Origin of the sequence: Pseudomonas sp. NFACC14, assembly GCF_900106885.1 — a bacterium.
GTDB classification, from domain to species: domain Bacteria; phylum Pseudomonadota; class Gammaproteobacteria; order Pseudomonadales; family Pseudomonadaceae; genus Aquipseudomonas; species Aquipseudomonas fluorescens_AA.
Map to the genome: position 1 here is coordinate 85,613 of NZ_FNOA01000011.1, position 24,658 is coordinate 110,270.

A 24,658-nucleotide genomic window follows, 5' to 3' on the forward strand; every position below is an offset into this window, starting at 1 on the left:
TTCACCGGCCACCACCGAAATGCCCCGTATCAATCGATACGGGGCATTTTTTTGAGTGCGGTGTCTTTTTTCGTGGGCTGTGGGAGCGAGCTTGCTCGCGATAGCGCCGGAACTGCTGACATCGAAGTGAAAGTTAATCCGCTATCGCGAGCAGGCTCGCTCCCACAGGGTTCGCTGATACCATTGCGATAGATTTTGTTTTGTCACAGGAAATCGAATGTCATTCATCCAAGCCAACCTGATCCATCTGCTTGCCGCCGCCTGGTTCATCATCTGCTGGGCGGGCTACACCCGTTACGCGACCTGGAAGGCCCGCGATACGGCCTGCCTGGCCAGTGTCATGCACCTGTACCGCGAAGACTGGATGCGCCGCATGCTGCTGCGCGAGAACCGCATCGCCGATGCCAGCGTGATCGGCAACCTGGAGCGCAACGCCTCATTCTTCGCCTCCAGCACGCTGATCATCCTGGCTGGCATCCTGACGGTGCTCGGGGCGTCGGATCGGGCGGTGTCGTTACTGGCGGACATCCCCATGGTGCAACAGGCTTCCCAGGGCATGGCGGAGGTCAAGTTGCTGTGCCTGGCACTGGTGTTCGTGTATGCGTTCTTCACCTTCAGTTGGTGCATGCGCCAGTACAACTTCGCGGCGGTACTGATTGGCTCGGCACCGATGATCGGTGAGCGGCATGTCTCGGAGCAGGAGCGCAAGGCCTTTGCCCTAAGGGCGGCGCGAGTCATTTCCATGGCGGCCAACCAATTCAACTTCGGCCTGCGTTCCTACTATTTCGGCATGACCATGTTGGCGTGGTTCGTCAGCCCCTGGTTATTCATGTTGATGAGTGCCGGCGTGGTGTTCGTGCTGTATCAGCGCGAGTTTCACTCCGATGTGCTGGACGTGATGGTCTATACCCCCACGCAAGCACCAGTGCCCGAGGTTGGCAAGGAAGCGGCCTGACAGGCGCCGCCAAATCACAGGCAAAAGAAAACCCGCACCAGGCGGGTTTTCTTTTACAGCTAAAACCGTATCAGTTGGTTTTAGGCGCGGTGGCAGGTGCTTGTTCCTGCTGGGCGGCGCTGTTCGATTCAGACTGAGCTTTGGCGGCTTCGGCGTTTTCTTTAGCCGCGTCGTTCACTTTATCCTGTGCTTTGTTCATGTCTTGCTGAGCTTGCTCAGCGTGTTGTTGGGCATCTTGAGCTTTGTCCTCGGATTTTTTATCGCAGGCAGCGAGACCGAGGGAGGCGGCCAACATCAAGGCAATAGCAAAAGTCTTACGCATGGGGTGTTTCTCCTTATGGAAATAACTACTGGCCTTTTGAGCGACCCCCCTCGGGTTAAGTTCCTCTTTTGCTACAGATATATAACTTCGCACGGTCGCGGAACTTTAGCGAACTCGCCTGTTGCCAGGCCTCTAAATAAACAAGGGCATTGATGGACATGGCTGAAGATCCCGTTTTTGAGCGTGCCACCCGTTTTTTATCGGCCCTGCGGCATTGTCAGGTGTTGGGCTTGAAGTTGCACAGCGCCAGTCGTGATGGGCTGACGCTCATCCTGCCGTTCAGCCCGCAAATCGTCGGCAATCCCCTGACGGGCATCATCCATGGTGGCGCGTTGACCTCATTGATGGACAGCGCGTGCGGCATGTCGACCTTGTGTGTGCTGCCGCAATTCGAAGTCTGTCCCACCCTCGACCTGCGCATCGACTACATGCACGCCGCCGAGCCCCACAAGGACGTCTACGGTTTCGCCCAATGCTATCGGGTAACCCCGGACGTGATCTTCACCCGCGGTTTCGCCTATCAGGACGACCCCGAGCAACCCATCGCCCATGTGGTGGGCACGTTCATGCGCCTGGGCCAGCATGCCAGGGGCATGGGGAAGGCCAGTCCGTTGACTGCCGTGGGCCAGCCATGACCGAGACCATCCAGGAACAACTGCGCCGGGCCTGTGAACAGGGCGACTACGCGCTGCTGCTCGCCTCGATCCCCTATGCCCAGCTCATCGGCGTCGAGTGCACGCGCCAGGGCGACGACTGGGTGTTTCGCCTGCCGGCCAACAAGGACAACATTGGTAACCCTTTACTGCCGGCTATCCACGGTGGAGTCATCGCCGGCTTCATGGAATTGGCGGCCGCCGTTCATCTGTTGATCGCCACCGGCACGCCGGGGGTGCCAAAGATCATCGACTTTTCCCTGGATTACCTGCGCACCGGGCAGTTTCGCGACACCTATGCCAAATGCCAGGTCTGGCGCCAGGGCCGGCGGGTCGCCAATGTCGCGATCACCGCCTGGCAAGATGTCGAGGCCGAACCCATCGCCACCGCCCGGGCGCATTTCAAGATCCAGGAGCCTTCGAAACCGGAACGCCCTTGAAATCATCAGCGTCGCCCCCACCTTGAGGACATCCCGCCGCCAATCTCTGCGAGGCGGACACCACCATCCACTTGGAGTTTGATGACCATGAGCGTGGAAACTCAAAAGGAAACCCTGGGCTTCCAGACCGAGGTGAAGCAACTGCTGCACCTGATGATTCACTCGCTGTATTCGAATAAGGAAATTTTCCTTCGCGAGCTGATTTCGAACGCCTCTGACGCTGTCGACAAATTACGTTTCGAAGCCCTTTCCAAGCCTGAACTGCTGGAAGGCGGCGCCGAGCTGAAAATCCGTGTGAGCTTCGACAAGGACGCGAAAACCGTCACCCTCGAAGACAACGGCATCGGCATGAGCCGCGAAGAGGTGATCACGCACCTGGGCACCATCGCCAAGTCTGGCACTGCCGACTTCATGAAGAACCTGTCCGGCGACCAAAAGAAAGATTCCCACCTGATCGGTCAGTTCGGCGTCGGTTTCTATTCCGCGTTCATTGTGGCCGACCAGGTCGAAGTGTTCAGCCGCCGTGCCGGCCTCGCTGCGAGCGAAGGCGTGCATTGGTCGTCAAAGGGCGAGGGCGAGTTTGAAGTCGCCACCGTCGACAAGGCTGATCGCGGCACCCGCATCGTGCTGCACCTCAAGTCCGGTGAAGACGAGTTCGCCGATGGCTGGCGCCTGCGCAACATCATCAAGAAGTACTCCGACCATATCGCGCTGCCCATCGAGCTGCCGAAGGAAGTCACCGCTGCCGAAGGCGAAGAAAAGCCTGAAGTGGAATGGGAAACCGTCAACCGCGCCAGTGCCCTGTGGACCCGTCCGCGCACCGAAGTGAAAGACGAGGAATATCAGGAGTTCTACAAGCACATCGCCCACGACTACGAGAACCCGCTGAGCTGGAGCCATAACAAGGTCGAAGGCAAGCTGGAATACAACTCGCTGCTGTACGTGCCGGCCCGTGCGCCGTTCGACCTGTACCAGCGCGAAGCGCCACGTGGCCTGAAGCTGTATGTTCAGCGTGTGTTCGTGATGGACCAGGCCGAGTCGTTCCTGCCGCTTTACCTGCGCTTCATCAAGGGCGTGGTGGATTCCAACGATTTGTCGCTGAACGTTTCGCGGGAAATCCTGCAGAAAGATCCGATCATCGATTCCATGAAGTCGGCACTGACCAAGCGCGTGCTGGACATGCTGGAAAAACTGGCGAAGAACGAGCCCGAGCAGTACAAGAGCTTCTGGAAAAACTTCGGCCAGGTCATGAAAGAAGGCCCGGCCGAGGACTTCGCCAACAAAGAGAAAATCGCCGGCCTGCTGCGCTTTGCGTCGACCCAGGGTGACGATGGCGAGCAGATCGTTGGCCTGGCCGATTACCTGGCCCGCGCCAAGGAAGGCCAGGACAAGATCTACTACCTGACCGGTGAAACGTATGCACAGGTCAAGAACAGCCCGCACCTGGAAGTCTTCCGCAAGAAAGGCATCGAAGTGCTGCTGCTGACCGACCGCATCGACGAGTGGCTGATGAGCTACCTCAACGAATTCGACGGCAAGAGCTTCGTCGACGTGGCCCGTGGCGACCTGGACCTCGGCAACCTGGATTCGGAAGAAGACAAGAAAGCCGCCGAAGAAGTCGCCAAGAGCAAGGAAGGCCTGGTCGAGCGGATCAAGACGGCCCTGGGCGATGCTGTCAGCGAAGTGCGTGTCTCGCACCGCCTGACCGATTCTCCGGCGATCCTGGCCATCGGTGAGCAGGACCTGGGCCTGCAGATGCGCCAGATTCTCGAAGCCAGCGGCCAGAAAGTCCCGGATTCCAAGCCGATCTTCGAATTCAACCCGGCCCACCCGCTGGTGGAAAAACTCGACAACGAGCAGAGCGAAGAGCGTTTCGGCGATCTGTCGCACATCCTGTTCGACCAGGCGGCCCTGGCGGCCGGCGACAGCCTGAAGGATCCGGCGGCGTATGTGCGTCGCCTGAACAAGCTGTTGGTTGAACTGTCAGCTTAATCTGACGCAGGAAAGTCCCTTGTGGGAGCGAGCTTGCTCGCGATTTCGGTCCAACATTCAACAGATACGTTGACTGGTCTACCGTCATCGCGAGCAAGCTCGCTCCCACAAGGGCTTCTTGAATGTTTCATCAGGAGGAGTCTGTCATGAGTCAGGTTACGGTTCGTTCGCTGGTCTATCAGATCGATGGTCAAAGTTATGAAGGTCGCCTGGCCTTCGACGTCAACCAGCAGGGCCCGCGCCCGGGTTTGCTGATGGCGCCGAACTGGATGGGCGTAGGGGCAGGTGCCGAGGAGATCGCCAAGTCGGTGGCGGCCAACGGCTATGTGGTGTTGATCGCCGACTTGTACGGGCAGACGGTGCGCCCGAGCAATGCCGATGAAGCGGGGGCGGCGATGATGCCCCTCAAGAACGACCGGGCCTTGTTGCGCAAGCGCATGCAGGCCGCGTTCGAACAACTGCAGAGCCAGGGTGATGCACAGGTCGACACGGCGAGACTGGCCACGTTCGGCTTCTGCTTCGGGGGTTGCTGCGCCCTGGAGCTGGCTCGCAGTGGCGCCCCGCTGAAGGCGGCGATCTCCTTTCACGGCACCCTGGATACACCGAACCCGGCCGATGCGCAGAACATCAAGGGTGCGGTATTGGTGCTGCATGGCGCCTCCGACCCGCTGGTGCCGAAAGAGCAGCTACCGGCTTTCGAAGATGAAATGAACGCGGCCGGGGTGGATTGGCAATTGCTGAGCTACGGCGGTGCGGTGCACTCGTTCACCGACCCGCAGGCCAATATGCCGGGCAAGATGATGTACAACGCCAAGGTCGCCGGACGCGCGTTCCGGTCGATGCATAACTTGCTGGATGAAGTATTCAAGGGCTGAGGTTGGGTTCTGGATTTGAATCTCTTGTTGTCTGACATAAAGCCATCGCGAGCAAGCTCGCTCCCACATTGGATTTGAGTGATCACGGATTTGCGTTCACAGCGGATCATTGTGGGAGCGAGCTTGCTCGCGATGGCGGCCTGACAAGCAATCCTGAAATCAGGGCAACTCGATCCGCTCGCTTTCCCCGGGCACGGTCGGCCAGTCTCCGGCTGCCCAGCGCCGGCGGGCTTCGTCGATCCGGGCCGGGTCGCTGGCTACGAAGTTCCAGTTCATCCGACGCGGTCCATCCAGTGGCGCGCCACCGAACAGCACGGCATGGCAATCGCTGTCGGCAAACAGCGTCATCTCTTCCCCTGTTGGCAATATCACCAGGGAATGGGCTTCTACCGGCTCGCCATCCAGTAACGCCTCGCCGCTCAACACATACAGGGCCCGCTCTTCGTGCTCGGTGGGAATCAGCAACGTCGTCGCGGTCTGCAGGTGCAGTTCGGCATACAGCGTGGGCGAGAGCACCGGCACCGGCGATTCCAGGCAAAAGCCTGACCCGGCGATCATGCGGATGCTGACCCCCAGGTGCTCACTGACCGGCAGGCTCTGTGCCGGATGATGGCTGTAGTGCCCCGGACCTTGTTCGTAGGCTTTGGGCGAGGCCAGCCAGACTTGCAACCCATGCATGACGAAAGGGCTGCCCAGCAGGGACTCGGGGGTGCGTTCGACGTGGGCGATGGCGCTGCCGGCGGTCATCCAGCTGACATCCCCGGCGTCCACCACCTGGTCGGAACCCAGGCTGTCCTTGTGCTGGAGTTTGCCTTCGAACAGGTAGGTGAGGGTGGACAGGCCGATATGCGGGTGCTGGCGGATGTTCATGCCTTTGCCGGCCGGGTAGGTGGTTTGCAGCATGTGATCGAAAAACACGAAAGGTCCGACGCTGCGGCATTTGGCGGACGGCAGCGGGCGAAGAATCGGCTGGCCTTCGACGTCTTCGGCGCGGGGGCGAACGGTCAGGGGCGTGGTCATGTTGTCTTCCAGGTTGAACAACGGTTGCGCGAAGCATAACCCGTCGCCGGTGGACGCGGCAGATGCGCCTTGAACCGCAGCGGGACGGTGAGGGTCTATGTTGCTCATGGCTTCTGGAGACTGCCCGTGCCTTTGCCCCGTTTGATCTTTGCCTGGCTGCTGGTCGTTGCGAGTGGCGGCGCCGCGGCCCGCGAATATGCCTACAGCGATGCGCACCTGCATTACGTCGATTTCTTTCAGGAAACCGCCGGCATGCCCAAGCTGCTCCAGGCGATGGCGGACAATCGCATCGAGCATGTGATGATTTCCGGTGTTCCGGTGGCCAAGAAATGGCATGAAGACGAGCCCAAGCGCCCGCGGTATTACGCCGGTGACGATGCAGACGCCTATTGGTACAGCGCCACCGATGTGATCGTTGCGGCGGCAGTGAGCAAGCTGACCGAGGAACAACGCCAGCGCTTCCATCCTTTCCTGTCGGGCTTCAATCCCAACGACAAGAACTCCGCCGCCCACATCCAGCGCATGCTCGATCTTTACCCGGGGTTGTGGCAAGGCATCGGCGAAGTCTTCACCCGCCATGACGACCTGACGGCGCTGACCTCGGGCGATACCCCACGGGCCAACAACGAAGCCATGACCCGGATCTATCACCTGGCGGCCGAGAATGACCTGCCGGTGATGCTGCATTCCAACATCACCTCCAAGCGTGAAAGAAATCCCCTGTACCTGGCGGAGATCGAGGAACCGTTGCGCAACCACCCGCATACGCGTTTCATCTGGGCCCATGCAGGCACCAGCATGGAAATCCATCGCCACCAGACCCGCCTGGATTTTCTGTTGCCGACCCTGACCCGCATGCTTGAAGCCTATCCCAATCTGTACATCGACCTGTCCTGGAGCCTGCTTACGCCTTACTTGCTGGACGAGGCGGGCAAGCCCCGGGACGAGTGGGTAAAGCTGGTGGAGCGCTTTCCTGAGCGCTTCATGGTGGGCTCGGATGTGGTCGGGCGTTTCAACAAGTTGGGCAAGGCGTTGCACGGCTTCGATCCGTTCCTCGATGCCTTGCCGGAAGAGGTGGCCAGGAAAGTGGCGCGGGATAATTTCCTGGCGGTGTTGCCGCGTTCCGTCGCCCGCTGAATTGGCTGTGTGGCGAGGGAGCTTGCTCCCGTTCGGTTGCGCAGCAACCGCAAGAACTGGGGGCCGCTGCGCAGCCCAGCGGGAGCAAGCTCCCTCGCCACGGGATGATCGCTGTGCATGTTTGTCATCAGCCTGTCACTGCGGCGTCATACCCTCGCGCTCATCTCAATCAAGGAGCGCACTATGCACCTCACCCGTTCAAGCGCACTGGTCGCGCTGTTGTTGACCTGCGGCCTGGCACAGGCCGAAGTCCGTGTCGAAGGCCCGGTGGAATACGGTGTCTTCGAAGGGCCGCAAGCCGAGCTGCAATCGGGGGAGCGGGTCCTGCGGCGCAGCAATGAGCAGATCCGCCAGACCGAAAGCGTGCCGGCGAAGCTGGGCACCAAGTTCGGCATGCGTTATCAATTGGCGGGCAAGGTCGCAGACGACCAGCCGTTGACCCTGTTGTACTTCACTCCCGGTATCCGCACCCCCGATGGTGTGCGCCACGACAAGTTCGAAGTCATCCAGAAACTGGTGCCCGGCGCGCCTCAGGACGTCATGGCCTATGAATTCACCGAAAGCCACGAAGTGGTGCCGGGGGAGTGGCGGTTCATGGTGTTCCAGGGCGATCGGTTGCTGACGCAGCAGCGGTTTGTGGTGCGCTGAATTCCATTCACCACAGACCTGATGTGGGAGCGAGCTTGCTCGCGATTGCGGTAGGCCAGTCAACTTATCTGTTGTATGACACACTGCAATCGCGAGCAAGCTCGCTCCCACAAGGGAACTGTGGCGAATTGGCAGGCAAAAAACGCCCCGAACCAGTCGGGGCGTTTTTTATTGATTTGCTAGGCGCTGGCAAAGCCTGCGATCTTTTCGCTTAAAAGATCGCAGCCTGCGGCAGCTCCTACGCGCCCTGCCAGCGCTTCATCACCAGGGTGGCGTTGGTGCCACCGAAGCCGAAGCTGTTGCTCATCACGGTATTGATGGTGGCGTTTTCGCGAGTCTTGGTCAGGATGGGCAGGTCGGCCACTTCCGGATCCAGTTCGTCGATGTTGGCGGAACCGGCCATGAAGTTGCCTTCCATCATCAGCATGCAGTAGATCGCTTCGTGAACGCCAGCGGCGCCCAGGGAGTGACCCGACAGGCTCTTGGTGGAGCTGATGGCCGGAGCCTTGTCGCCGAACACTTCGCGTACGCCTTTCATTTCCATCACGTCGCCCACTGGGGTCGAGGTGCCGTGGGTATTCAGGTAGTCGATCGGTGCATCGATGGTGGCCATGGCCATCTGCATGCAACGCACGGCACCTTCACCGCTTGGCGCGACCATGTCGTAGCCGTCGGAAGTCGCGCCGTAGCCGACAATTTCCGCGTAGATCTTCGCGCCACGGGCCAAGGCGTGTTCCAGCTCTTCGACCACGACCATGCCACCACCGCCGGCGATGACGAAGCCGTCACGGTCGGCATCGTAGGCGCGGGAAGCTTTTTCCGGGGTGTCGTTGCGCTTGCTGGACAAGGCGCCCATGGCGTCGAACAGGAACGACTGGCTCCAATGTTCTTCTTCACCGCCACCGGCGAACACGATGTCCTGCTTGCCCAACTGGATCTGCTCGACCGCGTTGCCGATGCAGTGAGCACTGGTGGCGCAGGCGGAGGAGATCGAATAGTTGATGCCCTTGATCTTGAAGGGCGTAGCCAGGCAGGCCGAAACGGTGCTGCCCATGGTCCGCGTGACGCGGTAGGGGCCAACGCGCTTGACGCCTTTTTCGCGCAGGATGTCCAGCGCTTCCATCTGATTCAGGGTCGAGGCGCCGCCGGAACCGGCGATCAGGCCGGTACGCACGTTGGACACTTGCTCTTCGGTCAGGCCGGAATCAGCGATGGCGTCCTTCATGGCCAGGTAGGCGTAGGCCGCCGCATGGCCGACGAAACGGTAGATCTTGCGATCGATCAGTTCTTCGAGATTGAGGTCAATGGAGCCGGAAACCTGGCTACGCAGACCCATTTCGGCGTATTCCGGGTTGAACCGGATGCCAGGGCGACTTGCACGCAGGTTAGCGGAGACGGTCTCTTTGTCATTGCCCAGGCACGAAACGATGCCCAGACCAGTGATAACGACGCGGCGCATGCGGATAACCCTTAGAAGTTGTCAGTGGAGGTGAAAACGCCGACCCGGAGGCCTTCGGCGGTATAGATCTCGCGACCGTCAACGGCAACCGAACCATCGGCAATGGCCATGTTCAGCTTGCCCTTGAGGACGCGTTTGATATGAATGTTATAGGTGATTTTCTTGGCGGTCGGCAGGACCTGACCAAAGAACTTCACTTCGCCCGAACCCAAGGCGCGACCGCGGCCCGGCAGGCCTTGCCAGCCGAGGAAGAAACCGACCAGTTGCCACATGGCGTCCAGGCCCAGGCAGCCCGGCATCACCGGATCACCTTCGAAGTGGCAGGCGAAGAACCACAGGTCCGGAGTGATATCCAGCTCGGCGACCAATTCACCTTTGCCGTACTTGCCACCCTCTTCGCTGATATGGGTGATGCGATCCACCATCAGCATGTTCGGGGCGGGCAGTTGCGCGTTACCTGGGCCGAACAGCTCACCGCGACTGCAGCGCAGCAGGTCTTCCCGGGTAAAGGCGTTTTGTTTGGTCATGCGAGCTCCTCAATAGTCCCATGCGGCAGGGTGGGGCAAATCTTCCCGGCCGATCGAAGCGTTCATGCCTCGAATCGACAGCCTACTCATAGACTATTGCGTTGTAGTGAAAGTCACAGCACACGGGAAATGAATGTACACCTGTGCACTGAAATTTTTATTCAAGCCCCGATCGAGGCTTGTTCGGGTGCCTAAGACTGCCGCACTTTCGCCTTTCACGCCAGTCACAGATGGTCCGGTGAGCGGTTCTAATTCACCCAGCGCTGCAGAATCTGCTGCAGGTCGTTCCTTTTGAACGGCTTGGCCAGGTAATCGTTCATGCCCGCCGCGAGGCAGGCTTCGCGATCGCCCTGCAAGGCGTTGGCCGTCAGGGCGATGATCGGCACCTCGCCGCAGCCCGGCAACTGCCGGATCTGCCGGGTGGCTTCGTAGCCATCGATGATGGGCAAGCGGCAATCCATGAGGATCGCTTCGAAGATCAGGCTTTCGGCGCTGCGTACGGCCTGGGCGCCATCGGTGGCGACGCTGACGGTGAAACCCAGGCTGCGCAGCATGGCTTCGATCACCGTCTGGTTGACCGGATTGTCTTCCACCAGCAACACGTTACGACCTTCGCCATCGCCGCTACCGGTGGGCAGGCGCGGTGCCAGGGTCGGCGGCGCCTGGCGCGACAGGGCCAGGGGGATCTCGAGGGTGAACACCGAGCCCTGGCCTTCTTCGCTCTGGGCCCGCAGCGTCCCGCCCATGCGTTCGGCCAGGGTGCGGGCGATCGGCAGGCCCAGGCCAGTGCCGCCGTAGCGCCGGGAAATCGAACTGTCGGCCTGCTGGAAGGCGTCGAACATGCGCTCCAGGCTTTCGGCGGGGATACCAATGCCACTGTCGCGCACCGTGCAGGTGAACCACAGCAGTTCGTGGTCCAGGGCCTGCCATTGGCATTGCACGGTGACACGGCCTTGCTCGGTGAATTTCAGCGCGTTGCCGATCAGGTTCACCAGGATCTGCCGTATCCGCGTCGGATCGCCCTGCACCTGCAAGGCCTGCATGTCGTCCGGGACCAGCAGGTCCAGGCCCAGCTTGCGCTGCGCGGCGCTGTGCTGGAACGACTGCGCGCAACTGCCCACCAGTTCGGCCAGGTTGAACGGAATGTGCTCCAGTTCCAAGGCCGAGCGTTCGATACGCGAGAAGTCGAGGATGTCGTTGATCACCTTCAGCAGGTGCTCGGTGGATTCCGACGCCAGTGCCGTGTACTCGTGCTGTTCGTCGGTCATGCGGGTGGTTTCCAGCAGCTGCAGCATGCCCAGTACGCCGTTCATGGGCGTGCGCAGTTCATGGCTCATCATCGCCAGGAACTCGGACTTGGCGCTGTTGGCTTTTTCCGCTTCCTCGCGGGTCTTGATCAACTGTGCCATGGCCTGGTGCTGTTCGCGGCTGGCTTGTTCCAGGCCGTCGGCCAGGTTGTTGATGTGCCGCGACAAGGCCCCCAGTTCGGCATCATCGACGACGGGCAGCGGGGTGCTGTAGTCGCCTTGCTGGATGGCCTTGACCGCGTTGCCGATGTCGCGGATCGGCCGGGACAGGTTGGTCGCCAGCCGGCGCGCCACCAGGAAGGTGAACAGCAGGGCGAACAGCGCCAGGATGGCCGCCTTGAACAGGATCTCCTGCTGCCGCTGGCTGAAGGCGTCACTGGACATGCCGACGATCACGCGGCCCAGGTAATCTTCGCCGGGCGCCTCGACGGCGGTGCTGTTGCCTTGCAGGAAGTCATTGTTCAGGGCAATGCGCTGCAGGCGCACCGGGGCCTGGAAGACTTCGATCTGTTGGGCACGGCTGTGGGCCTGCTCGGGTTGTTCGACGTACACCAGGACCTTGTCGGTGCTGTCCTGGACCTCCAGGAAGCGCACGTGCGGGGTCGCCAGGGTCGCGGTGAGCAGGCTTTCCAGCACTTCGTTGTTGCCGGAAATCACCCCGTACTCCGTGGCGGGGGCCAGTTGGTTGGCGATCAGTTGCCCGGTGTGATTGAGCTCCTGGCGCAAGTCCTGGATCCGCACGAAGGTAAAGAAGCTGATCAGCAGCACGGTCAGCAGCAACGCCGGACCGAGGGCGATGAGCTGGGTGCGGGTATTGATGTCCCAACGACGACGCAAGGTCATGGGCGGTGTTCTCCTTCGGCCAACGTTGCCGCGACGGATTCGGCGTCAATCGGTTCGATCCCCAGCGAGCGGGAGACCTGCCGGTTGCCCAGGACTTTGAAGCGGTCCGGATACAGCGTGCGTGGCCAGGTCGTGGCGGGGCGGTCGAGCAGCTCGTCGAGAATCGCCAGCCAGTCTTGCTGGTCGCTGTAAGTGCTGGCCAGACTGCCGGCCTTGACGAATGCCGCACTGGGCCCGATCAGCGCACGTTGCCGGGCATAGCTGCTGAGCAACAGGTTCTTCACCGTCTTGGGGTTGTACAAGTCGGGGTCATCGAGGCCCAGCAGCACGTCGCTCTGGCCCAGCAAGTTTTGCAGGGGACGGCTGTCGCTGGTGTCGTCCCAGCGTTCGCTGACGATAACCAGGCCCAGCGGTGCCGCGGCCTGGCGGATCTCCTTGAGCAGGAATTCACTGTGGGCGTCGTACAGCACGCCGACCTGTCGCACTTGCGGCAGGATGGTGCGGATCAGCCGCAATTGCCGGGCCATCGGTGGATCGCTCCACAGCAGGCTCAGGTGCGCGGGCGTGGCCTCGCCCAGGCGCTCGCGGGCTTGCTGGCGGCTGATGCGCAGGACCAGGGTGGCCGGGCCCCGGGCGTCTTGCAGGCGCCAATCCAGGCTGGGCAGGTCAAGCAGAACCAGGCGGACATTATCCGGCAACTTGTCCGGCGCCGGCAGGTTGGCCAGCGGCGTAAACCGCACGCTGTCTTCGGGGCGCAGGGCTTTCAGGGCCTGGGTGAAAGACTGCACGCCGGGGCTGTCCTCGGCGCCGGTCAACAGGATTTCGGCGGCCCGGGCTTGGAGGGTTGTCAGCCAACCGGCAAACACCAGGCACAGGGCCAGCGTCAGGTGGCCATGAAATGGCATCTTGCGGAGGGAGTGCCGGGACATCTAGAACGACAACTCCGCGCTGAAGTACACGACATGGCGGGCGTCGTAGCGGTTGTCGACGAAGGTCATAGGCTGGTTGTCCAGGCGCTGCTGCAGGACGCCTGCCAGTTCCAGGCTGGCCTTGCCCAGGGGAATGCGCCGGGCGATGCGGGTGTCCACCCGTTCGAAGCGATAGCCGTTGAGGTCGTCGGCGGCGTAATAGAACAGCGCGCTGTTCCAGCCTTGGCCCCAGTCCCTTAGCCAGCCGGCCGAGCCGCTGTTGCGGGCGGTCAGTTGTTCGTCGAGGGGGTTGCTGGCCTGGGCGTCGACATAGGCATAGGTCAGGCGCAGGCGGTCGGCGCTGGTCATGCGCCAGTCGAACTGGGTCTCGACCCCGGAGAACTGTGATTCGTTGGAGTTGCTGGCAATGTACTGATTGTTGCGCAGCGGCTCGCTGATCATGCCGGTGATTTCGTCATGGAACAGTTTCACATCGACCGCCAGGCCCAGGTCCACGAAGTAGCCGTTGTAGCCCAGCTCCCGCGAGCGCATGTGTTCCTGTTCCAGGTTGCCCGGGCCGCGGGTCTGGACGAAGTAACGGGCACTGTTCTGGCCGAAGGCGGCGGGTTGCAGGTTGGTGACCTGATAGCTCCAGTTGACGTTGTTCTCGAACATGTCCGGCGAGCGCACGGCCTCGGAGTACACCGCCCGCAGGCCATGGCGTGGAGTGATCAGGTAATTGACGGCGATCCGCGGAGTCAGCGAGCTGCCGGTCAGGCGGGTGTCTTCGAACATCGCGCCGCCCTGCAACAGCCAATGCTCGGTGGCCCGCCATTCGAGCTGGCCGAACAGGCGCCAGGTGGTGTCATCCAGGGTGCCGTTGAAGTACGTCTCCGAGTCGGCCCGGTCGTAGCGATAGTTGGCCCCGGTGACCAGTCGCAGGCTGTCGGACAGGCTCAGGGTGTCCTGGATCTCCAGGTCGTAGCGCGATTCCCGGGTGCTCTGGTCGATATCGCCGCACAGGGTTTGCGAGGCGCCGTTGCGCCACTGGTCGAGCACCTGATTGGCCAACGCCTGTTCCTGTGGCGTGCCGGTTGGCGCGCCGGTGCTGGTGTAGTTGGAGATATTGCGCGCCAGCTTCTCGGCATAGTTGGGGTTGAGCTGCCACAGGTCGGTCAGTTGCGGGCTGAAGGAGACCTCGGCGTCACAGGCGCGCCAGGTCTGCTGGCGATCCCAGTGTTGGATCGAGCCCTGTACATAAAGGCTGTGATCGGGGTCCAGGTCCAGGTTCCAGCGCAGTGAGCCGGCGTAGTCCTTGGCGATGACGTCGGAGTTATCCCCAGCGGCGGTAATCCCGGCAAACACAGGGTGGTAGGTATAAGGCCGCTGGTTGGTCCCATCCTTGGCGTTCAATTGCCAGTCGAGGCTCTGCCGTTCGTCCAGGGTCTGGCTGACGGACAGGTTGAAGCGGTTCAGGCGGCGGCTGTCGCGGTAGTCGGCGCCGTTGCGGTCGCTGTCAAAGCCATCGTCTTCCTGGCCGGACAGCGACAGCCGCAGGTCGCCGCCTTCCCAGCCGCTGCCCTGGCTGGCGTACCAGTCACTGATGCCACGCTGGCCCCGGGTGATTTTCAGCCGGGTGCCGTGGCTGTCGGCCGGGGCGCGGGTGATGATGTTGACCACCGCCATCAGCGCGTTGGCGCCATAACTGACGGTGTTGGGGCCGCGGAAGACTTCGATCCGCTCGATGTCTTCCATGGCCACCGGAATATCGCTCCAGTCCACCGTGGCCAGGCCGGCGCGGTACACCGAGCGGCCGTCGATCAGCACTTGCATGCGCCGGGCTTCGCTGGCATTGGTGCCATGGTAGTTCACGGCCGCCTGGTTGCCTGTGATGTTGCCGACCATCATGCCCGGCACCAGGCGCAGCAGTTCGCTGATGTCCCGGGCGCCGCTGGCCTTGATCAACTCGCTGTCGAGCACGGTCATGCTGCCCGGCACCGCCGCTGGCGATTGCTTCAGGCGCGTGGCCGTCAGCACCTGGGGCAGGGGCTGGCTGTCCACGAACAAGTCGTCAGCCAGCACTGGCGGGCTGATGATCAGTGCCAATAGCAGGGACGAACCTGAGCGGGAAGGGCCAACGGACACGGCACAGCCTATGGGAATGGGTGGGTGACGGGCATGTTAACTGAGCTGAACGACTTTTCCATTCACGTTGACAGCATTTTCCTAGGAATTAATGGTCAGCTTCCTACAGCTGGCGGTAATTGTTGCCGGGGCTGGTCGCCATCCGGCCGCTCCGTATAATGCCCCGCATTGCCACTTGGTATGGATGAACGGATTGCATATGACTGAACAGCGCCCGATTGCGGTCCTGGGGGGTGGGAGTTTCGGTACCGCCGTGGCTAACCTGCTGGCCGAGAACGGTCACCCGGTGCGCCAGTGGATGCGTGACCCGGAACAGGCCGAGGCCATCCGGGTCAACCGCGAGAACCCGCGTTACCTCAAGGGCATCAAGATCCGCCCGGAAGTGGTACCGGTGACTGACTTACAGGCCACCCTGGAGGGCAGCGACCTGTTCTTCGTCGCCTTGCCGTCCAGTGCCTTGCGCTCGGTGCTGGCGTCTCATGCCGAGCGCTTGAGCGGCAAGTTGTTGGTGAGCCTGACCAAGGGCATCGAAGCCCAGACCTTCAAGCTGATGAGCGAGATTCTCGAAGAAATCGCCCCCAAGGCGCGGATCGGTGTGATTTCCGGGCCGAACCTGGCGCGGGAAATCGCCGAGCACGCCTTGACCGCCACGGTGGTCGCCAGCGAGGACGAAGCGCTGTGCCAACGGGTCCAGGCCGCACTCCATGGCCGCACCTTTCGGGTCTACGCCAGCGCCGACCGTTTCGGGGTGGAGCTGGGCGGGGCGCTGAAGAACGTCTATGCCATCATCGCCGGCATGGCGGTGGCGCTGGGCATGGGGGAGAACACCAAGAGCATGCTGATCACTCGCGCGCTGGCGGAAATGACCCGCTTCGCCGTCAGCCAGGGTGCCAATCCGATGACCTTCCTGGGATTGGCCGGGGTGGGCGACCTGATCGTCACCTGTTCCTCGCCCAAGAGCCGCAACTACCAGGTCGGTTTTGCCCTCGGCCAAGGCTTGAGCCTTGACGAGGCCGTGTCGCGCCTGGGTGAAGTGGCTGAAGGGGTCAACACCCTCAAGGTGCTCAAGGCCAAGTCCCAGGAGGCGGGGGTGTATATGCCGCTGGTCGCCGGGCTGCACGCGATTCTGTTCGAAGGGCGCACGCTTGAGCAGGTGATCGAGCTGTTGATGCGTGGCGAACCGAAGACCGACGTCGATTTCATTTCCACCAGCGGTTTCAACTGAACCGCTAATTGACCGCAAGCAGGAGCGAGCCATGAACGATCCGCAAGGGCAACCCCAATACGAATCCATCCTGCTGCGTGTGCTGTGGATGGTGGTCTATCTGCTGGTCTGGCAGGTGGCGCAATTCATCCTCGGCGCCGTGGTGCTGGTGCAATTGATTTATCGGCTGATCTACGGCGCGCCCAGTGCCAGCCTGATGAATTTCGGCGACAGCCTGAGCCAGTTCCTGGCGCAGATCGGCCGCTTCGGCACCTTCCACAGCGACCAGAAGCCTTGGCCGTTCGCCGACTGGCCGACCCCACGCACGCCTGAAGGCGAAGCGCCACACGCCGTGGCTCCGGCACCGCATCCCGTCCGGGACGAGGAGCCGAAGCTATGAAACTGTGGGTATTGCGTCACGGTGAGGCAGAGCCCCATGGTGTCCGTCCCGATCCGGAACGGGTCTTGACGGTGCACGGCCGCGAGGAGGTGTTGCTCAGCGCCGGCCGGTTGATGGGCGAGCCGTTGCGGGCCATCTACGCCAGCCCTTATGTGCGGGCCCAGCAGACCGCGCAACTGGTACGCGAAGCACTGGGGTTCGAACCTGAACTGATCACCGTTGATTGGCTCACGCCAGAGACCCGGCCGGCGGAGGTGCTAAGGCATCTGGAGGATCAGGACGATGTACTGCTGGTCAGCCATAACCCATTGGTGGGCAGCCTGCTGGGCTTGCTGCAGCACGGCCATCTGCAACAACCCGAGCAAGTGCAAACCGCCGGCCTGGCCGAGCTGGAAGGCGATATGCCGCTGGCCGGGGCGATGGTGCTCAAGGGCATCAGGCACCCCTGAACAGAGCGGTTGCAGGACTGGGCAAGACAACAATCACACAGGAAGGGCAACGATGAGTCTGTGGCGCACCACCCCCAACATCGAGAAACTGAACGCGGCCGGTAAAAACACCATCAGCGAAGTGCTGGACATTCGGTTCGAGTCCTTCGACGACGAATCCCTGACCGCCAGCATGGTGGTCGATCAGCGCACCCATCAGCCGTTCGGCCTGCTGCATGGCGGTGCTTCGGTGGTGCTGGCCGAAACGGTCGGCTCCATGGCTGCCTATCTCTGCGTGGACACCAGCAAGTTCTATTGCGTGGGCCTGGAGATCAACGCCAACCATCTGCGCGGTGTGCGCAGTGGACGGGTGACCGCCACGGCCCGGGTGGTCCACCTGGGGCGCACCACCCAGGTCTGGGACATCCGCCTGGTCAACGACGAGGGCAAGGTCAACTGCGTGTCGCGCCTGACCATGGCGGTGGTGCCGGTGGGTGAGCAGCCGCCGGGACGGTGAAGCCCGATTGATGTTTGTGACGGATGGGCAGCTCTTGTGGCGAGAGCGCTTGCTCCCGCTGGGGTGTGTAGGAGCTGTCGAGTGCAACGAGGCTGCGATCTTTCCCCAGACACTTGAGTCCCAAGTGAAAGATCAAAAGATCGCAGCCTTCGGCAGCTCCTACGGCGCAGGCTTGCATCGCCCGACACCATAGCCCAAGCCCGACTGTCATCATTCCTGTCAGTTACGGTCATTGCCGCGCCGTCGGGTTCTGCGGACAATCTGCCGCAGTTCCCCCAATGGATCGGCTGTCATGTCGCAACAGATTTTTTTCGCCCACGCCAACGGTTTCCCCTCGGCCACTTACGGCAAGCTGTTCGCCGCATTGGCGCCGCAGTACCAGGTCGCGCATCTGGAACTGCATGGCCATGACCCGCGTTTTCCGGTGGACGATAACTGGCACAACCTGGTGGACGAACTGATCCATCACCTGGAGCAGCAACCGGCACCGGTGTGGGGCGTTGGCCACTCCCTGGGCGGCGTGCTGCACCTGCACGCGGCGCTGCGCTGCCCGCAGTTGTATCGCGGCGTGGTCATGCTTGATTCGCCCGTGCTGACTCGTACCGACCAGTGGGTGATCCTGGCCGCCAAGCGCCTGGGGTTCATCGATCGCCTGACCCCGGCGGGCCGGACGCTGGGGCGGCGCGAGGAGTTCGCTGACCTGGAATCCGCCCGGCAGTATTTTGCCGGCAAGACACTGTTTCGCGGCTTTGACCCGGATTGCTTCGACGCCTACCTGCAACACGGCCTGCAACAAGTCGGCGACCGGTTGCGCCTGCGCTTCGACCCGGCCACGGAAATCAGTATCTACCGCGGCGTGCCGCACACCAGCCCGGGACGGCCCCGTAAGCTCAAAGTGCCGCTGGCGGTGGTGCGCGGCCGGCAGAGTCGTGTGGTGATGCGGCATCACACCCGTTCGGTGGGGCGTATGCTCCATGGCGAATCCCTGAGCATGCCCGGCGGCCATATGTTTCCCCTCGAACGCCCACAAGACACGGCCAATCTGCTCAAGAACCTGTTCCAGCGCTGGGAAGGGCGTAGCGCATGAGCATGGTCGAGGAGGTCCGCCTGAGCCTGCCTCACATCGAGTTGGCGGCTCATTTGTTCGGCCCGGAAGACGGGCTGCCGGTGATTGCCCTGCACGGTTGGCTGGACAACGCCAACAGCTTCGCCCGTCTGGCGCCCAGGCTCGCGGGGCTGCGGGTGATCGCCCTGGACATGGCCGGTCACGGTCATTCCGGGCATCGACCGCCGGGCGCCAGCTATGCCTTGTGGGACTACGTCCATGATGTGCTGCAAGTGGCCGAACAACTGGGCTTGAAGCGCTTCGCCCTGCTGGGGCATTCCATGGGCGCCATTGTCTCGCTGGTGCTGGCCGGTTCCCTGCCGGAACGGGTGACGCACCTGGGGTTGATCGACGGAGTGATTCCTCCTACAGCCAAAGGCGATAACGCGGCCGAACGCATGGGCATGGCCCTGCAAGCCCAGTTGGATTTGCAGCAAAAACGCAAGCCGGTCTATAAAACCCTCGACCGGGCCATCGAAGTGCGTATGAAGGGGTTGGTAGCGGTCAGCCGCGAGGCCGCCGAGTTACTGGCCCAGCGTGGCCTGATGCCGGTGCCCGGGGGCTATACCTGGCGCACCGACAACCGCCTGACCCTGCCATCGCCCCTGCGCCTGACCGAGGAGCAGGCCATGGCGTTCGTTGCGCGGGTCGCTTGTCCGGCGCATCTGGTGGTGGCGGCCGACGGCATGCTGGCCCAGCACCCGGAACTGCTGGAGCGTCTACCCTTCAGTCATGAGCAGTTGCCGGGCGGCCATCATCTGCACCTTAACGATGAGGTCGGTGCCGGGCTTGTAGCAGACTGTTTCAATCGGTTCTTCACTGTTCCTTGACTTGCGCCGGGCAACTGTCGAGGCTGGGCGGGTTGAAAGGGAGACAACCATGACAGACCTCTGTTTGCCAGCCTCGCGGTGCATCGGCGACGCCCGTCGCGTCCAAGTGTCCCAGGCCAAGCCGATCCGATGAAATTATCCGTTCACTTACTCGTCCTGCTGGTGCTGGCCTGCTTCAGCCCGGCGTCGTTCGCGGCCGATGTGCCGGGCAGTCGCGACCTGGATCGCGTGCCACGCATGCCCGATGCACAGATCGTCGATTATCGGCAAACCAGCGACCTGGAACGTGTCTACCCCATGGGCTCGATCCGCAAGATCAGCGGCCAGTTGCGCTTTGACGGCCAAGTCGATGCCCGTGGGAATGTCACGTCGGTCACCTATGAGCTGCCGCCGGAACATTCCGCGACCCAGGCCTTCACCGCGGCGCGCGAAGCGTTGCAGAAACAGGGCGCCGAGCTGTTGTTCTGGTGCCAGGCCCGCGATTGCGGCGAAAGCAGCCTGTGGGCCAACGACGTCTTCGGCAATGCCAAGCTCTATGGCGCCGACAACGGCCAGGCCTTCCTGCTGCTGCGCCTGGCGCCGCCCGCGGACAACACGCTGATTGCGCTGTATGCCATCACCCGTGGCAATCGTAAGGCCTACCTGCACGTCGAGCAGTTCGAGGCGAATGCTGCGTTGGGGGACTTGCTGCCGACATCGGCCACCCTGTTGCGCCAGCTCAAGGACACCGGAGTCCTGGACTTGCCGCGTCTTGCCGGCGAGCCGGACGACACCTGGTTGCGCCTGTTGTCCCGGGCGCTGAACCTGGACACGGGCCTGCGGGTCAGTATCGCCGGGCCCCGGGCCGAGGACTGGCTCGAGGCGCTGGCGGGCCAGGGCGTCCGGGCGGCGCGCATGGAGGCCGCCAGCGGCGAGGCGGCGGGATTGCACCTGGAGTTGCTGCGCTAAGCTGTCTCGGGGCGGTGGTTTCACAGCCGTGCCCCGGTCCTGTTCATTTTTTCGAGACCCTACATGCTCAATAACGATCGGCTGTTGGTGCAGATCCTGCTTCTGGTGTTGTTCGGCGCAAGCCTCTGGGTCATGGCGCCGTTCTGGTCGGCGCTGTTCTGGGGCGCGGTGCTGGCGTTCGCCAGCTGGCCGTTGATGCGCCTGCTGACCCGCTGGGTCAATGGTCGCGAATCCCTGGCGGCGGCGTTACTGACGGTGGGCTGGATGCTGTTGGTGGCGGTGCCGCTGGTGTGGCTGGGTTTCAACCTGGCCGACCATGTGCGCGATGCCACCGCGTTCATCAGGGACGTCCAAGTCGATGGCTTGCCCGAAGCCCCTGACTGGCTTGCCGCTATTCCCCTGGTGGGGGGGCGGCTGGTGGGCATCTGGAACAGCATCGATCAGCAGGGCGCGGCCATGATGGTGTCCATCAAGCCGTACCTGGGACAGGTCGGCAACTGGCTGTTGGCCCGCAGTGCGCAGATTGGCGGCGGCATACTCGAACTGACCCTGAGTATTGTGTTCGTGTTCTTTTTCTATCGCGACGGCCCGCGCCTGGCGGCGTTCGTCCATGGTTTGCTGGAACGTCTGATCGGCGACCGTGCCGGTTACTACATCGAACTGGTGGCCGGTACAGTGCAGCGGGTGGTCAACGGCGTGATCGGCACCGCGGCGGCCCAGGCCGTGCTGGCGCTGATCGGCTTCCTGATCGCCGGGGTGCCGGGGGCGCTGGTACTGGGAATCGCCACGTTCCTGCTGAGCCTGATCCCCATGGGGCCGCCCCTGGTATGGATCCCCGCCACGGCTTGGCTGGTGTGGAAGGGGGAATACGGGATGGCGGTGTTCCTCGGCATCTGGGGCACCTTCATCATCAGTGGCGTGGACAACGTGCTCAAACCCTACCTGATCAGCCGTGGCGGAAACCTGCCCCTGGTCATCGTGTTGCTGGGGGTGTTCGGCGGGTTGATCGCCTTCGGTTTCATCGGCCTGTTCATCGGCCCGACCCTGTTGGCGGTGGCGTACAGCCTGTTGACGGACTGGAGCAAGAGCCAGGTGCGATAGTTTGAGTGCCTCGCTCCCACAGGGCAGACAAGGGCTTAGCGGCGAGGCAGGCTGATCACCGCCGTCAACCCACCCCCGGGCGTTTCTTCCAGGCTCAACTGCCCGCCCAGGCGTTCGCTGGCTTCCCGGGCGATGGTCATGCCCAGGCCGACACCGCCGGAGTTGCGATTGCGCGAGCCTTCCAGGCGGAAAAAGGGCTCGAACACCGCCTCGCGTTTGTCCGCCGCAATACCGGGGCCGTGGTCGATGACCCGGATCGATACCTGGTGTGGCTGGTCTTGCAGGACAATCAAGGCATGGCCGGCGTAGCGCAGGGCGTTGTCGATGAGGTTGTTGAGGCACGAGCGCAGTGCCATGGGTTGCACCTGCAGTGGGGCGCAAGCGCCGCTGACCTGCACATCGGCGCCCTGGTCCTGGGCGTTTTCGCTCAATGACTCCACCAAGGCCTGCACGTCCATCCATTGCAGCGCTTCACTGGTGCGTTGTTCGTGCAAGTAAGTCAGGGTGGCATCGAGCATGCCGATCATGTCGTCCAGGTCCTGGCGCATCTGGCCTTGCAGCTTGATGTCATCGATCTGTTCCAGGCGCAGCTTGAGCCGCGAGAGCGGCGTGCGCAGATCGTGGGACACCGCGCCGAGCATGCGCGAACGCTGCTGCACCTGCTCGCGGATCCGTTGCTGCATCAGGTTGAACGTATGGGCTGCCTGCCGTGCCTCACGGGGGCCGTTTTCATCCAGCGGCGGGCTGTCGAGGTTTTCGCTCAGGCGCTCGGCGGCATCGCTCAGGCGTTGGATCGGTCGGGTCAGGAGCTTGGCGCCGTACCAGGCCGCGATGATCAGGAACACGAATTGAAAGGTCAGTGGCACCACCGGGCCACCGAACCAGGGACGCGGACGATGGTTGGGGGGCGGGCCGAAGCGCGGAGGGGCTTCGCCTTGTTGGCTCATTCCTGGCGGTGGCCCGGGGGGCGGCTGGTCGTAATGGAAAAACCAGGCAAAGGCCAACAGATGCGCCAGGACAATCGCCAGTAGCAGCACGCCAAACAGGCGGCCAAACAGTGAGTCCAGGCGCAGTCGCATCAACCGATGTCCCGGGCGTCGAACAAGTAGCCTTCACCGCGTACGGTCTTGATCAGTTGGGGGGCCTTGGGATCGTCGCCCAGCTTCTGGCGCAGGCGCGATACCAGCAAGTCGATGCTGCGGTCGAACGCTTCGATGGAGCGGCCGCGTGCCGCGTCCAGCAGCTGTTCGCGGCTGAGCACCCGGCGCGGCCGTTCGATGAAGACCCACAACAGGCGAAACTCGGCGTTGGACAGGGGGACCACCAGCCCATCGACCGAGATCAGTTGGCGCAGCACGCTGTTGAGCCGCCAGTTGTCAAAACGGATATTGGCCCGTTGCTCGGTACGGTCGTCACGTACCCGGCGCAGGATTGTCTGGATACGCGCCACCAGTTCACGGGGTTCGAACGGCTTGGCCATGTAGTCATCGGCGCCCAGTTCCAGGCCGATGATGCGGTCGGTGGGTTCGCAGCGGGCGGTGAGCATCAGGATCGGGATGTCCGATTCGGCGCGCAACCAGCGACACAACTGCAAACCGTCTTCACCCGGCAGCATCAGGTCGAGCACGACCACGTCGAAGTGCTCGGCCTGCATCGCCTGGCGCATGGCCGCGCCATCGGTCACGCCGCTGGCCCGTATGCTGAAACGGGCCAGGTAGTCGATCAGCAGCTCGCGGATCGGCACGTCGTCGTCGACGATCAGCGCACGGGTGCTCCAGCGCTTTTCGTCGTCGGACACTTTTTGATCGTCAGAATTTGCAACAGGGGTGTTCTGCATGGATGCATCATCTGCCAGGTAGGCTGCCAACCGCGAAGAAGGCGGCGAGGTAGAGGCTTCAGCATAGGCGTCGTGCCGCGCGGCGTGAAGCGCTGAAAGAGCGGGTTGCGGCGGCGGACGGTAGCGTGTCGACGTGTTGTACGCATGTCATGAATGTATCGGCTTCGACACAAAGGCCGCTATCGTCCATGCTGCTGGGGGGCGATGAGATTTACCGATCATCGGGTCCCGCACGGGCGCTCGTTCCGCTACAATGCGCGCCGATTTCGACTTGCCTGAGAGCCCGCTCATGTCCGCCTGCCAGACGCCCATTATCGTCGCCCTGGATTTCCCCACCCGTGACGCCGCCCTGAAGCTGGCCGACCAGTTGGACCCCACGCTTTGCCGGGTCAAAGTCGGCAAGGAACTGTTCACCAGTTGCGCTTCGGAAATTGTCGGGACCCTGCGTGACAAGGGTTTCGAAGTGTTCCTGGACCTGAAGTTCCACGACATTCCCAACACCACCGCCATGGCGGTCAAGGCGGCTGCGGAGATGGGCGTATGGATGGTCAACGTGCATTGCTCCGGTGGCCTGCGCATGATGGCGGCCTGCCGTGAAGTGCTGGATCAGCGCAGCGGCCCGAAACCGTTGCTGATCGGCGTGACCGTGCTGACCAGCATGGAGCGCGAGGACCTGGCCGGGATCGGACTGGACATCGAGCCTCAGGAGCAGGTGCTGCGGTTGGCGGCGCTGGCGCAGAAGGCCGGCCTGGACGGTCTGGTCTGTTCGGCCCTGGAAGCTGGCGCCCTGAAAGCGGCCCACCCGTCGTTACAACTGGTGACCCCGGGGATTCGTCCGGCGGGCAGCGCCCAGGACGACCAGCGTCGCATCCTGACCCCGCGTCAGGCGCTGGATGCCGGTTCCGACTACCTGGTGATCGGTCGCCCGATCAGCCAGGCCGCCGATCCGGCGCAGGCGCTGGCGGCGGTCGTGGCCGAACTGGCCTGAGCAAACTGATATCCCTTGTGGGAGCGAGCTTGCTCGCGATAGCGGTATGTCAATCAATAGCAATGTTGA

At 62.5% G+C, this 24,658-nt stretch carries 25 protein-coding genes; 16 read left to right on the forward strand and 9 right to left on the reverse strand.

Going from position 1 to position 24,658, the window contains the following annotated elements; genetic code table 11:
- The first annotated feature begins 217 nt into the window (after window positions 1-217).
- Window positions 218-955: a DUF599 domain-containing protein gene (locus tag BLU85_RS17600; protein ID WP_092170908.1), complete on the forward strand. Its 738-nt coding sequence runs from the start codon at window positions 218-220 to the stop codon at window positions 953-955.
- A gap of 70 nt (window positions 956-1,025) precedes the next feature.
- Here BLU85_RS17600 and BLU85_RS17605 read toward each other — a convergent pair whose 3' ends face one another.
- Window positions 1,026-1,277, reverse strand: coding sequence for a hypothetical protein (locus BLU85_RS17605; protein WP_092201804.1), 252 nt, complete (start codon window positions 1,275-1,277; stop codon window positions 1,026-1,028).
- Between the two features lie 158 nt (window positions 1,278-1,435).
- Between BLU85_RS17605 and BLU85_RS17610 the strand changes: the two genes are divergently transcribed.
- The 4 genes from BLU85_RS17610 (at window position 1,436) to BLU85_RS17625 (ending at window position 5,237) form a co-directional block, all read left to right on the forward strand.
- Window positions 1,436-1,912: a PaaI family thioesterase gene (locus BLU85_RS17610; protein ID WP_092201806.1), complete on the forward strand. Its 477-nt coding sequence runs from the start codon at window positions 1,436-1,438 to the stop codon at window positions 1,910-1,912.
- Window positions 1,909-2,370, forward strand: a complete 462-nt coding sequence (locus BLU85_RS17615) for a PaaI family thioesterase (RefSeq protein WP_092201808.1) — start codon at window positions 1,909-1,911, stop codon at window positions 2,368-2,370. Before BLU85_RS17610 ends, BLU85_RS17615 begins: the two co-directional genes overlap by 4 nt.
- Window positions 2,371-2,457: 87 nt before the next feature.
- Window positions 2,458-4,362, forward strand: coding sequence for a molecular chaperone HtpG (gene htpG, locus BLU85_RS17620; RefSeq protein WP_060743152.1), 1,905 nt, complete (start codon window positions 2,458-2,460; stop codon window positions 4,360-4,362).
- Between the two features lie 146 nt (window positions 4,363-4,508).
- Complete coding sequence (locus BLU85_RS17625) at window positions 4,509-5,237, forward strand: dienelactone hydrolase family protein (RefSeq protein ID WP_060741166.1); 729 nt, start codon at window positions 4,509-4,511, stop codon at window positions 5,235-5,237.
- Window positions 5,238-5,396: 159 nt separating this feature from the next.
- Here BLU85_RS17625 and BLU85_RS17630 read toward each other — a convergent pair whose 3' ends face one another.
- On the reverse strand, window positions 5,397-6,257 hold the full coding sequence (locus tag BLU85_RS17630; protein WP_092201810.1) for a pirin family protein: 861 nt from the start codon (window positions 6,255-6,257) through the stop codon (window positions 5,397-5,399).
- Between the two features lie 126 nt (window positions 6,258-6,383).
- Between BLU85_RS17630 and BLU85_RS17635 the strand changes: the two genes are divergently transcribed.
- Together BLU85_RS17635 and BLU85_RS17640 are read left to right on the forward strand one after the other, a co-directional pair.
- Window positions 6,384-7,394, forward strand: coding sequence for an amidohydrolase family protein (locus BLU85_RS17635; protein WP_092201812.1), 1,011 nt, complete (start codon window positions 6,384-6,386; stop codon window positions 7,392-7,394).
- Window positions 7,395-7,577: 183 nt separating this feature from the next.
- Window positions 7,578-8,042, forward strand: coding sequence for a DUF3859 domain-containing protein (locus tag BLU85_RS17640; RefSeq protein ID WP_018610122.1), 465 nt, complete (start codon window positions 7,578-7,580; stop codon window positions 8,040-8,042).
- A 238-nt stretch (window positions 8,043-8,280) separates the two neighbouring features.
- On the opposite strand, the gene fabB is transcribed toward BLU85_RS17640, so the two are convergent.
- The 5 genes from fabB to BLU85_RS17665 form a co-directional block, all read right to left on the reverse strand.
- Window positions 8,281-9,501 (reverse strand): beta-ketoacyl-ACP synthase I, encoded by a 1,221-nt coding sequence (gene fabB, locus BLU85_RS17645; protein ID WP_092201814.1) that lies wholly within the window; start codon window positions 9,499-9,501, stop codon window positions 8,281-8,283.
- Window positions 9,502-9,512: 11 nt separating this feature from the next.
- Entirely contained in the window at window positions 9,513-10,028 is a 516-nt protein-coding gene (gene fabA / locus BLU85_RS17650; RefSeq protein ID WP_003204400.1) for a 3-hydroxyacyl-[acyl-carrier-protein] dehydratase FabA, read from the reverse strand.
- A 248-nt stretch (window positions 10,029-10,276) separates the two neighbouring features.
- Window positions 10,277-12,178: an ATP-binding protein gene (locus tag BLU85_RS17655; RefSeq protein ID WP_092201816.1), complete on the reverse strand. Its 1,902-nt coding sequence runs from the start codon at window positions 12,176-12,178 to the stop codon at window positions 10,277-10,279.
- Window positions 12,175-13,107 carry an ABC transporter substrate-binding protein gene (locus BLU85_RS17660; protein ID WP_092201818.1) on the reverse strand — a complete coding sequence of 311 codons (933 nt, stop codon included), beginning with the start codon at window positions 13,105-13,107 and terminating at the stop codon, window positions 12,175-12,177. The genes BLU85_RS17655 and BLU85_RS17660 overlap by 4 nt, the downstream gene beginning before the upstream one ends.
- Window positions 13,108-15,231, reverse strand: a complete 2,124-nt coding sequence (locus tag BLU85_RS17665; RefSeq protein ID WP_092201820.1) for a TonB-dependent receptor plug domain-containing protein — start codon at window positions 15,229-15,231, stop codon at window positions 13,108-13,110.
- Between the two features lie 199 nt (window positions 15,232-15,430).
- Here BLU85_RS17665 and BLU85_RS17670 point away from each other — a divergent pair, with 199 nt between their 5' ends.
- The 8 genes from BLU85_RS17670 to BLU85_RS17705 all read left to right on the forward strand — a co-directional run bounded on the left by BLU85_RS17670 (window position 15,431) and on the right by BLU85_RS17705 (window position 21,764).
- Window positions 15,431-16,456, forward strand: coding sequence for an NAD(P)H-dependent glycerol-3-phosphate dehydrogenase (locus tag BLU85_RS17670; protein WP_092201822.1), 1,026 nt, complete (start codon window positions 15,431-15,433; stop codon window positions 16,454-16,456).
- Between the two features lie 31 nt (window positions 16,457-16,487).
- Window positions 16,488-16,835: a DUF4389 domain-containing protein gene (locus BLU85_RS17675; RefSeq protein WP_053123936.1), complete on the forward strand. Its 348-nt coding sequence runs from the start codon at window positions 16,488-16,490 to the stop codon at window positions 16,833-16,835.
- Window positions 16,832-17,284: a phosphohistidine phosphatase SixA gene (sixA, locus tag BLU85_RS17680; protein ID WP_092201824.1), complete on the forward strand. Its 453-nt coding sequence runs from the start codon at window positions 16,832-16,834 to the stop codon at window positions 17,282-17,284. The genes BLU85_RS17675 and sixA overlap by 4 nt, the downstream gene beginning before the upstream one ends.
- Window positions 17,285-17,336: 52 nt before the next feature.
- Window positions 17,337-17,780, forward strand: coding sequence for a hotdog fold thioesterase (locus tag BLU85_RS17685; RefSeq protein WP_092201826.1), 444 nt, complete (start codon window positions 17,337-17,339; stop codon window positions 17,778-17,780).
- Between the two features lie 292 nt (window positions 17,781-18,072).
- A complete protein-coding gene (locus BLU85_RS17690) occupies window positions 18,073-18,867 on the forward strand; it encodes an alpha/beta fold hydrolase (RefSeq protein WP_013694026.1) in 795 nt (264 codons plus the stop codon).
- A complete protein-coding gene (locus tag BLU85_RS17695) occupies window positions 18,864-19,715 on the forward strand; it encodes an alpha/beta hydrolase (RefSeq protein WP_092201828.1) in 852 nt (283 codons plus the stop codon). Before BLU85_RS17690 ends, BLU85_RS17695 begins: the two co-directional genes overlap by 4 nt.
- A gap of 129 nt (window positions 19,716-19,844) precedes the next feature.
- Window positions 19,845-20,663 (forward strand): DUF4892 domain-containing protein, encoded by an 819-nt coding sequence (locus tag BLU85_RS17700; RefSeq protein ID WP_092201830.1) that lies wholly within the window; start codon window positions 19,845-19,847, stop codon window positions 20,661-20,663.
- A gap of 63 nt (window positions 20,664-20,726) precedes the next feature.
- The gene (locus BLU85_RS17705) at window positions 20,727-21,764 is read left to right on the forward strand and encodes an AI-2E family transporter (protein WP_092201832.1); all 1,038 of its coding nucleotides are present in this window, start codon (window positions 20,727-20,729) and stop codon (window positions 21,762-21,764) included.
- Between the two features lie 35 nt (window positions 21,765-21,799).
- Here the strand turns inward: BLU85_RS17705 and BLU85_RS17710 are convergent, their stop codons facing one another.
- Both BLU85_RS17710 and BLU85_RS17715 read right to left on the reverse strand, forming a co-directional pair.
- Complete coding sequence (locus tag BLU85_RS17710) at window positions 21,800-22,843, reverse strand: sensor histidine kinase (RefSeq protein WP_092201834.1); 1,044 nt, start codon at window positions 22,841-22,843, stop codon at window positions 21,800-21,802.
- Window positions 22,843-23,601, reverse strand: a complete 759-nt coding sequence (locus tag BLU85_RS17715) for a response regulator (RefSeq protein ID WP_092201836.1) — start codon at window positions 23,599-23,601, stop codon at window positions 22,843-22,845. Before BLU85_RS17715 ends, BLU85_RS17710 begins: the two co-directional genes overlap by 1 nt.
- Window positions 23,602-23,890: 289 nt before the next feature.
- Between BLU85_RS17715 and pyrF the strand changes: the two genes are divergently transcribed.
- The gene (gene pyrF, locus BLU85_RS17720; RefSeq protein ID WP_060741184.1) at window positions 23,891-24,589 is read left to right on the forward strand and encodes an orotidine-5'-phosphate decarboxylase; all 699 of its coding nucleotides are present in this window, start codon (window positions 23,891-23,893) and stop codon (window positions 24,587-24,589) included.
- Window positions 24,590-24,658: the final 69 nt, after the last annotated feature.

Coding starts and splice junctions, on each gene's coding strand:
- BLU85_RS17630 (WP_092201810.1), bottom strand. CDS start 6,257: ATGACCACGCCCCTGACCGTTCGCCCCCGCGCCGAAGACGTCGAAGGC.
- pyrF (WP_060741184.1), top strand. CDS start 23,891: ATGTCCGCCTGCCAGACGCCCATTATCGTCGCCCTGGATTTCCCCACC.
- htpG (WP_060743152.1), top strand. CDS start 2,458: ATGAGCGTGGAAACTCAAAAGGAAACCCTGGGCTTCCAGACCGAGGTG.
- BLU85_RS17615 (WP_092201808.1), top strand. CDS start 1,909: ATGACCGAGACCATCCAGGAACAACTGCGCCGGGCCTGTGAACAGGGC.
- sixA (WP_092201824.1), top strand. CDS start 16,832: ATGAAACTGTGGGTATTGCGTCACGGTGAGGCAGAGCCCCATGGTGTC.
- BLU85_RS17705 (WP_092201832.1), top strand. CDS start 20,727: ATGCTCAATAACGATCGGCTGTTGGTGCAGATCCTGCTTCTGGTGTTG.
- fabB (WP_092201814.1), bottom strand. CDS start 9,501: ATGCGCCGCGTCGTTATCACTGGTCTGGGCATCGTTTCGTGCCTGGGC.
- BLU85_RS17685 (WP_092201826.1), top strand. CDS start 17,337: ATGAGTCTGTGGCGCACCACCCCCAACATCGAGAAACTGAACGCGGCC.
- BLU85_RS17695 (WP_092201828.1), top strand. CDS start 18,864: ATGAGCATGGTCGAGGAGGTCCGCCTGAGCCTGCCTCACATCGAGTTG.
- BLU85_RS17715 (WP_092201836.1), bottom strand. CDS start 23,601: ATGCAGAACACCCCTGTTGCAAATTCTGACGATCAAAAAGTGTCCGAC.
- BLU85_RS17690 (WP_013694026.1), top strand. CDS start 18,073: ATGTCGCAACAGATTTTTTTCGCCCACGCCAACGGTTTCCCCTCGGCC.
- BLU85_RS17670 (WP_092201822.1), top strand. CDS start 15,431: ATGACTGAACAGCGCCCGATTGCGGTCCTGGGGGGTGGGAGTTTCGGT.
- BLU85_RS17625 (WP_060741166.1), top strand. CDS start 4,509: ATGAGTCAGGTTACGGTTCGTTCGCTGGTCTATCAGATCGATGGTCAA.
- BLU85_RS17605 (WP_092201804.1), bottom strand. CDS start 1,277: ATGCGTAAGACTTTTGCTATTGCCTTGATGTTGGCCGCCTCCCTCGGT.
- BLU85_RS17640 (WP_018610122.1), top strand. CDS start 7,578: ATGCACCTCACCCGTTCAAGCGCACTGGTCGCGCTGTTGTTGACCTGC.
- BLU85_RS17600 (WP_092170908.1), top strand. CDS start 218: ATGTCATTCATCCAAGCCAACCTGATCCATCTGCTTGCCGCCGCCTGG.
- BLU85_RS17655 (WP_092201816.1), bottom strand. CDS start 12,178: ATGACCTTGCGTCGTCGTTGGGACATCAATACCCGCACCCAGCTCATC.
- BLU85_RS17675 (WP_053123936.1), top strand. CDS start 16,488: ATGAACGATCCGCAAGGGCAACCCCAATACGAATCCATCCTGCTGCGT.
- BLU85_RS17700 (WP_092201830.1), top strand. CDS start 19,845: ATGAAATTATCCGTTCACTTACTCGTCCTGCTGGTGCTGGCCTGCTTC.
- BLU85_RS17610 (WP_092201806.1), top strand. CDS start 1,436: ATGGCTGAAGATCCCGTTTTTGAGCGTGCCACCCGTTTTTTATCGGCC.
- BLU85_RS17660 (WP_092201818.1), bottom strand. CDS start 13,107: ATGTCCCGGCACTCCCTCCGCAAGATGCCATTTCATGGCCACCTGACG.
- fabA (WP_003204400.1), bottom strand. CDS start 10,028: ATGACCAAACAAAACGCCTTTACCCGGGAAGACCTGCTGCGCTGCAGT.
- BLU85_RS17710 (WP_092201834.1), bottom strand. CDS start 22,843: ATGCGACTGCGCCTGGACTCACTGTTTGGCCGCCTGTTTGGCGTGCTG.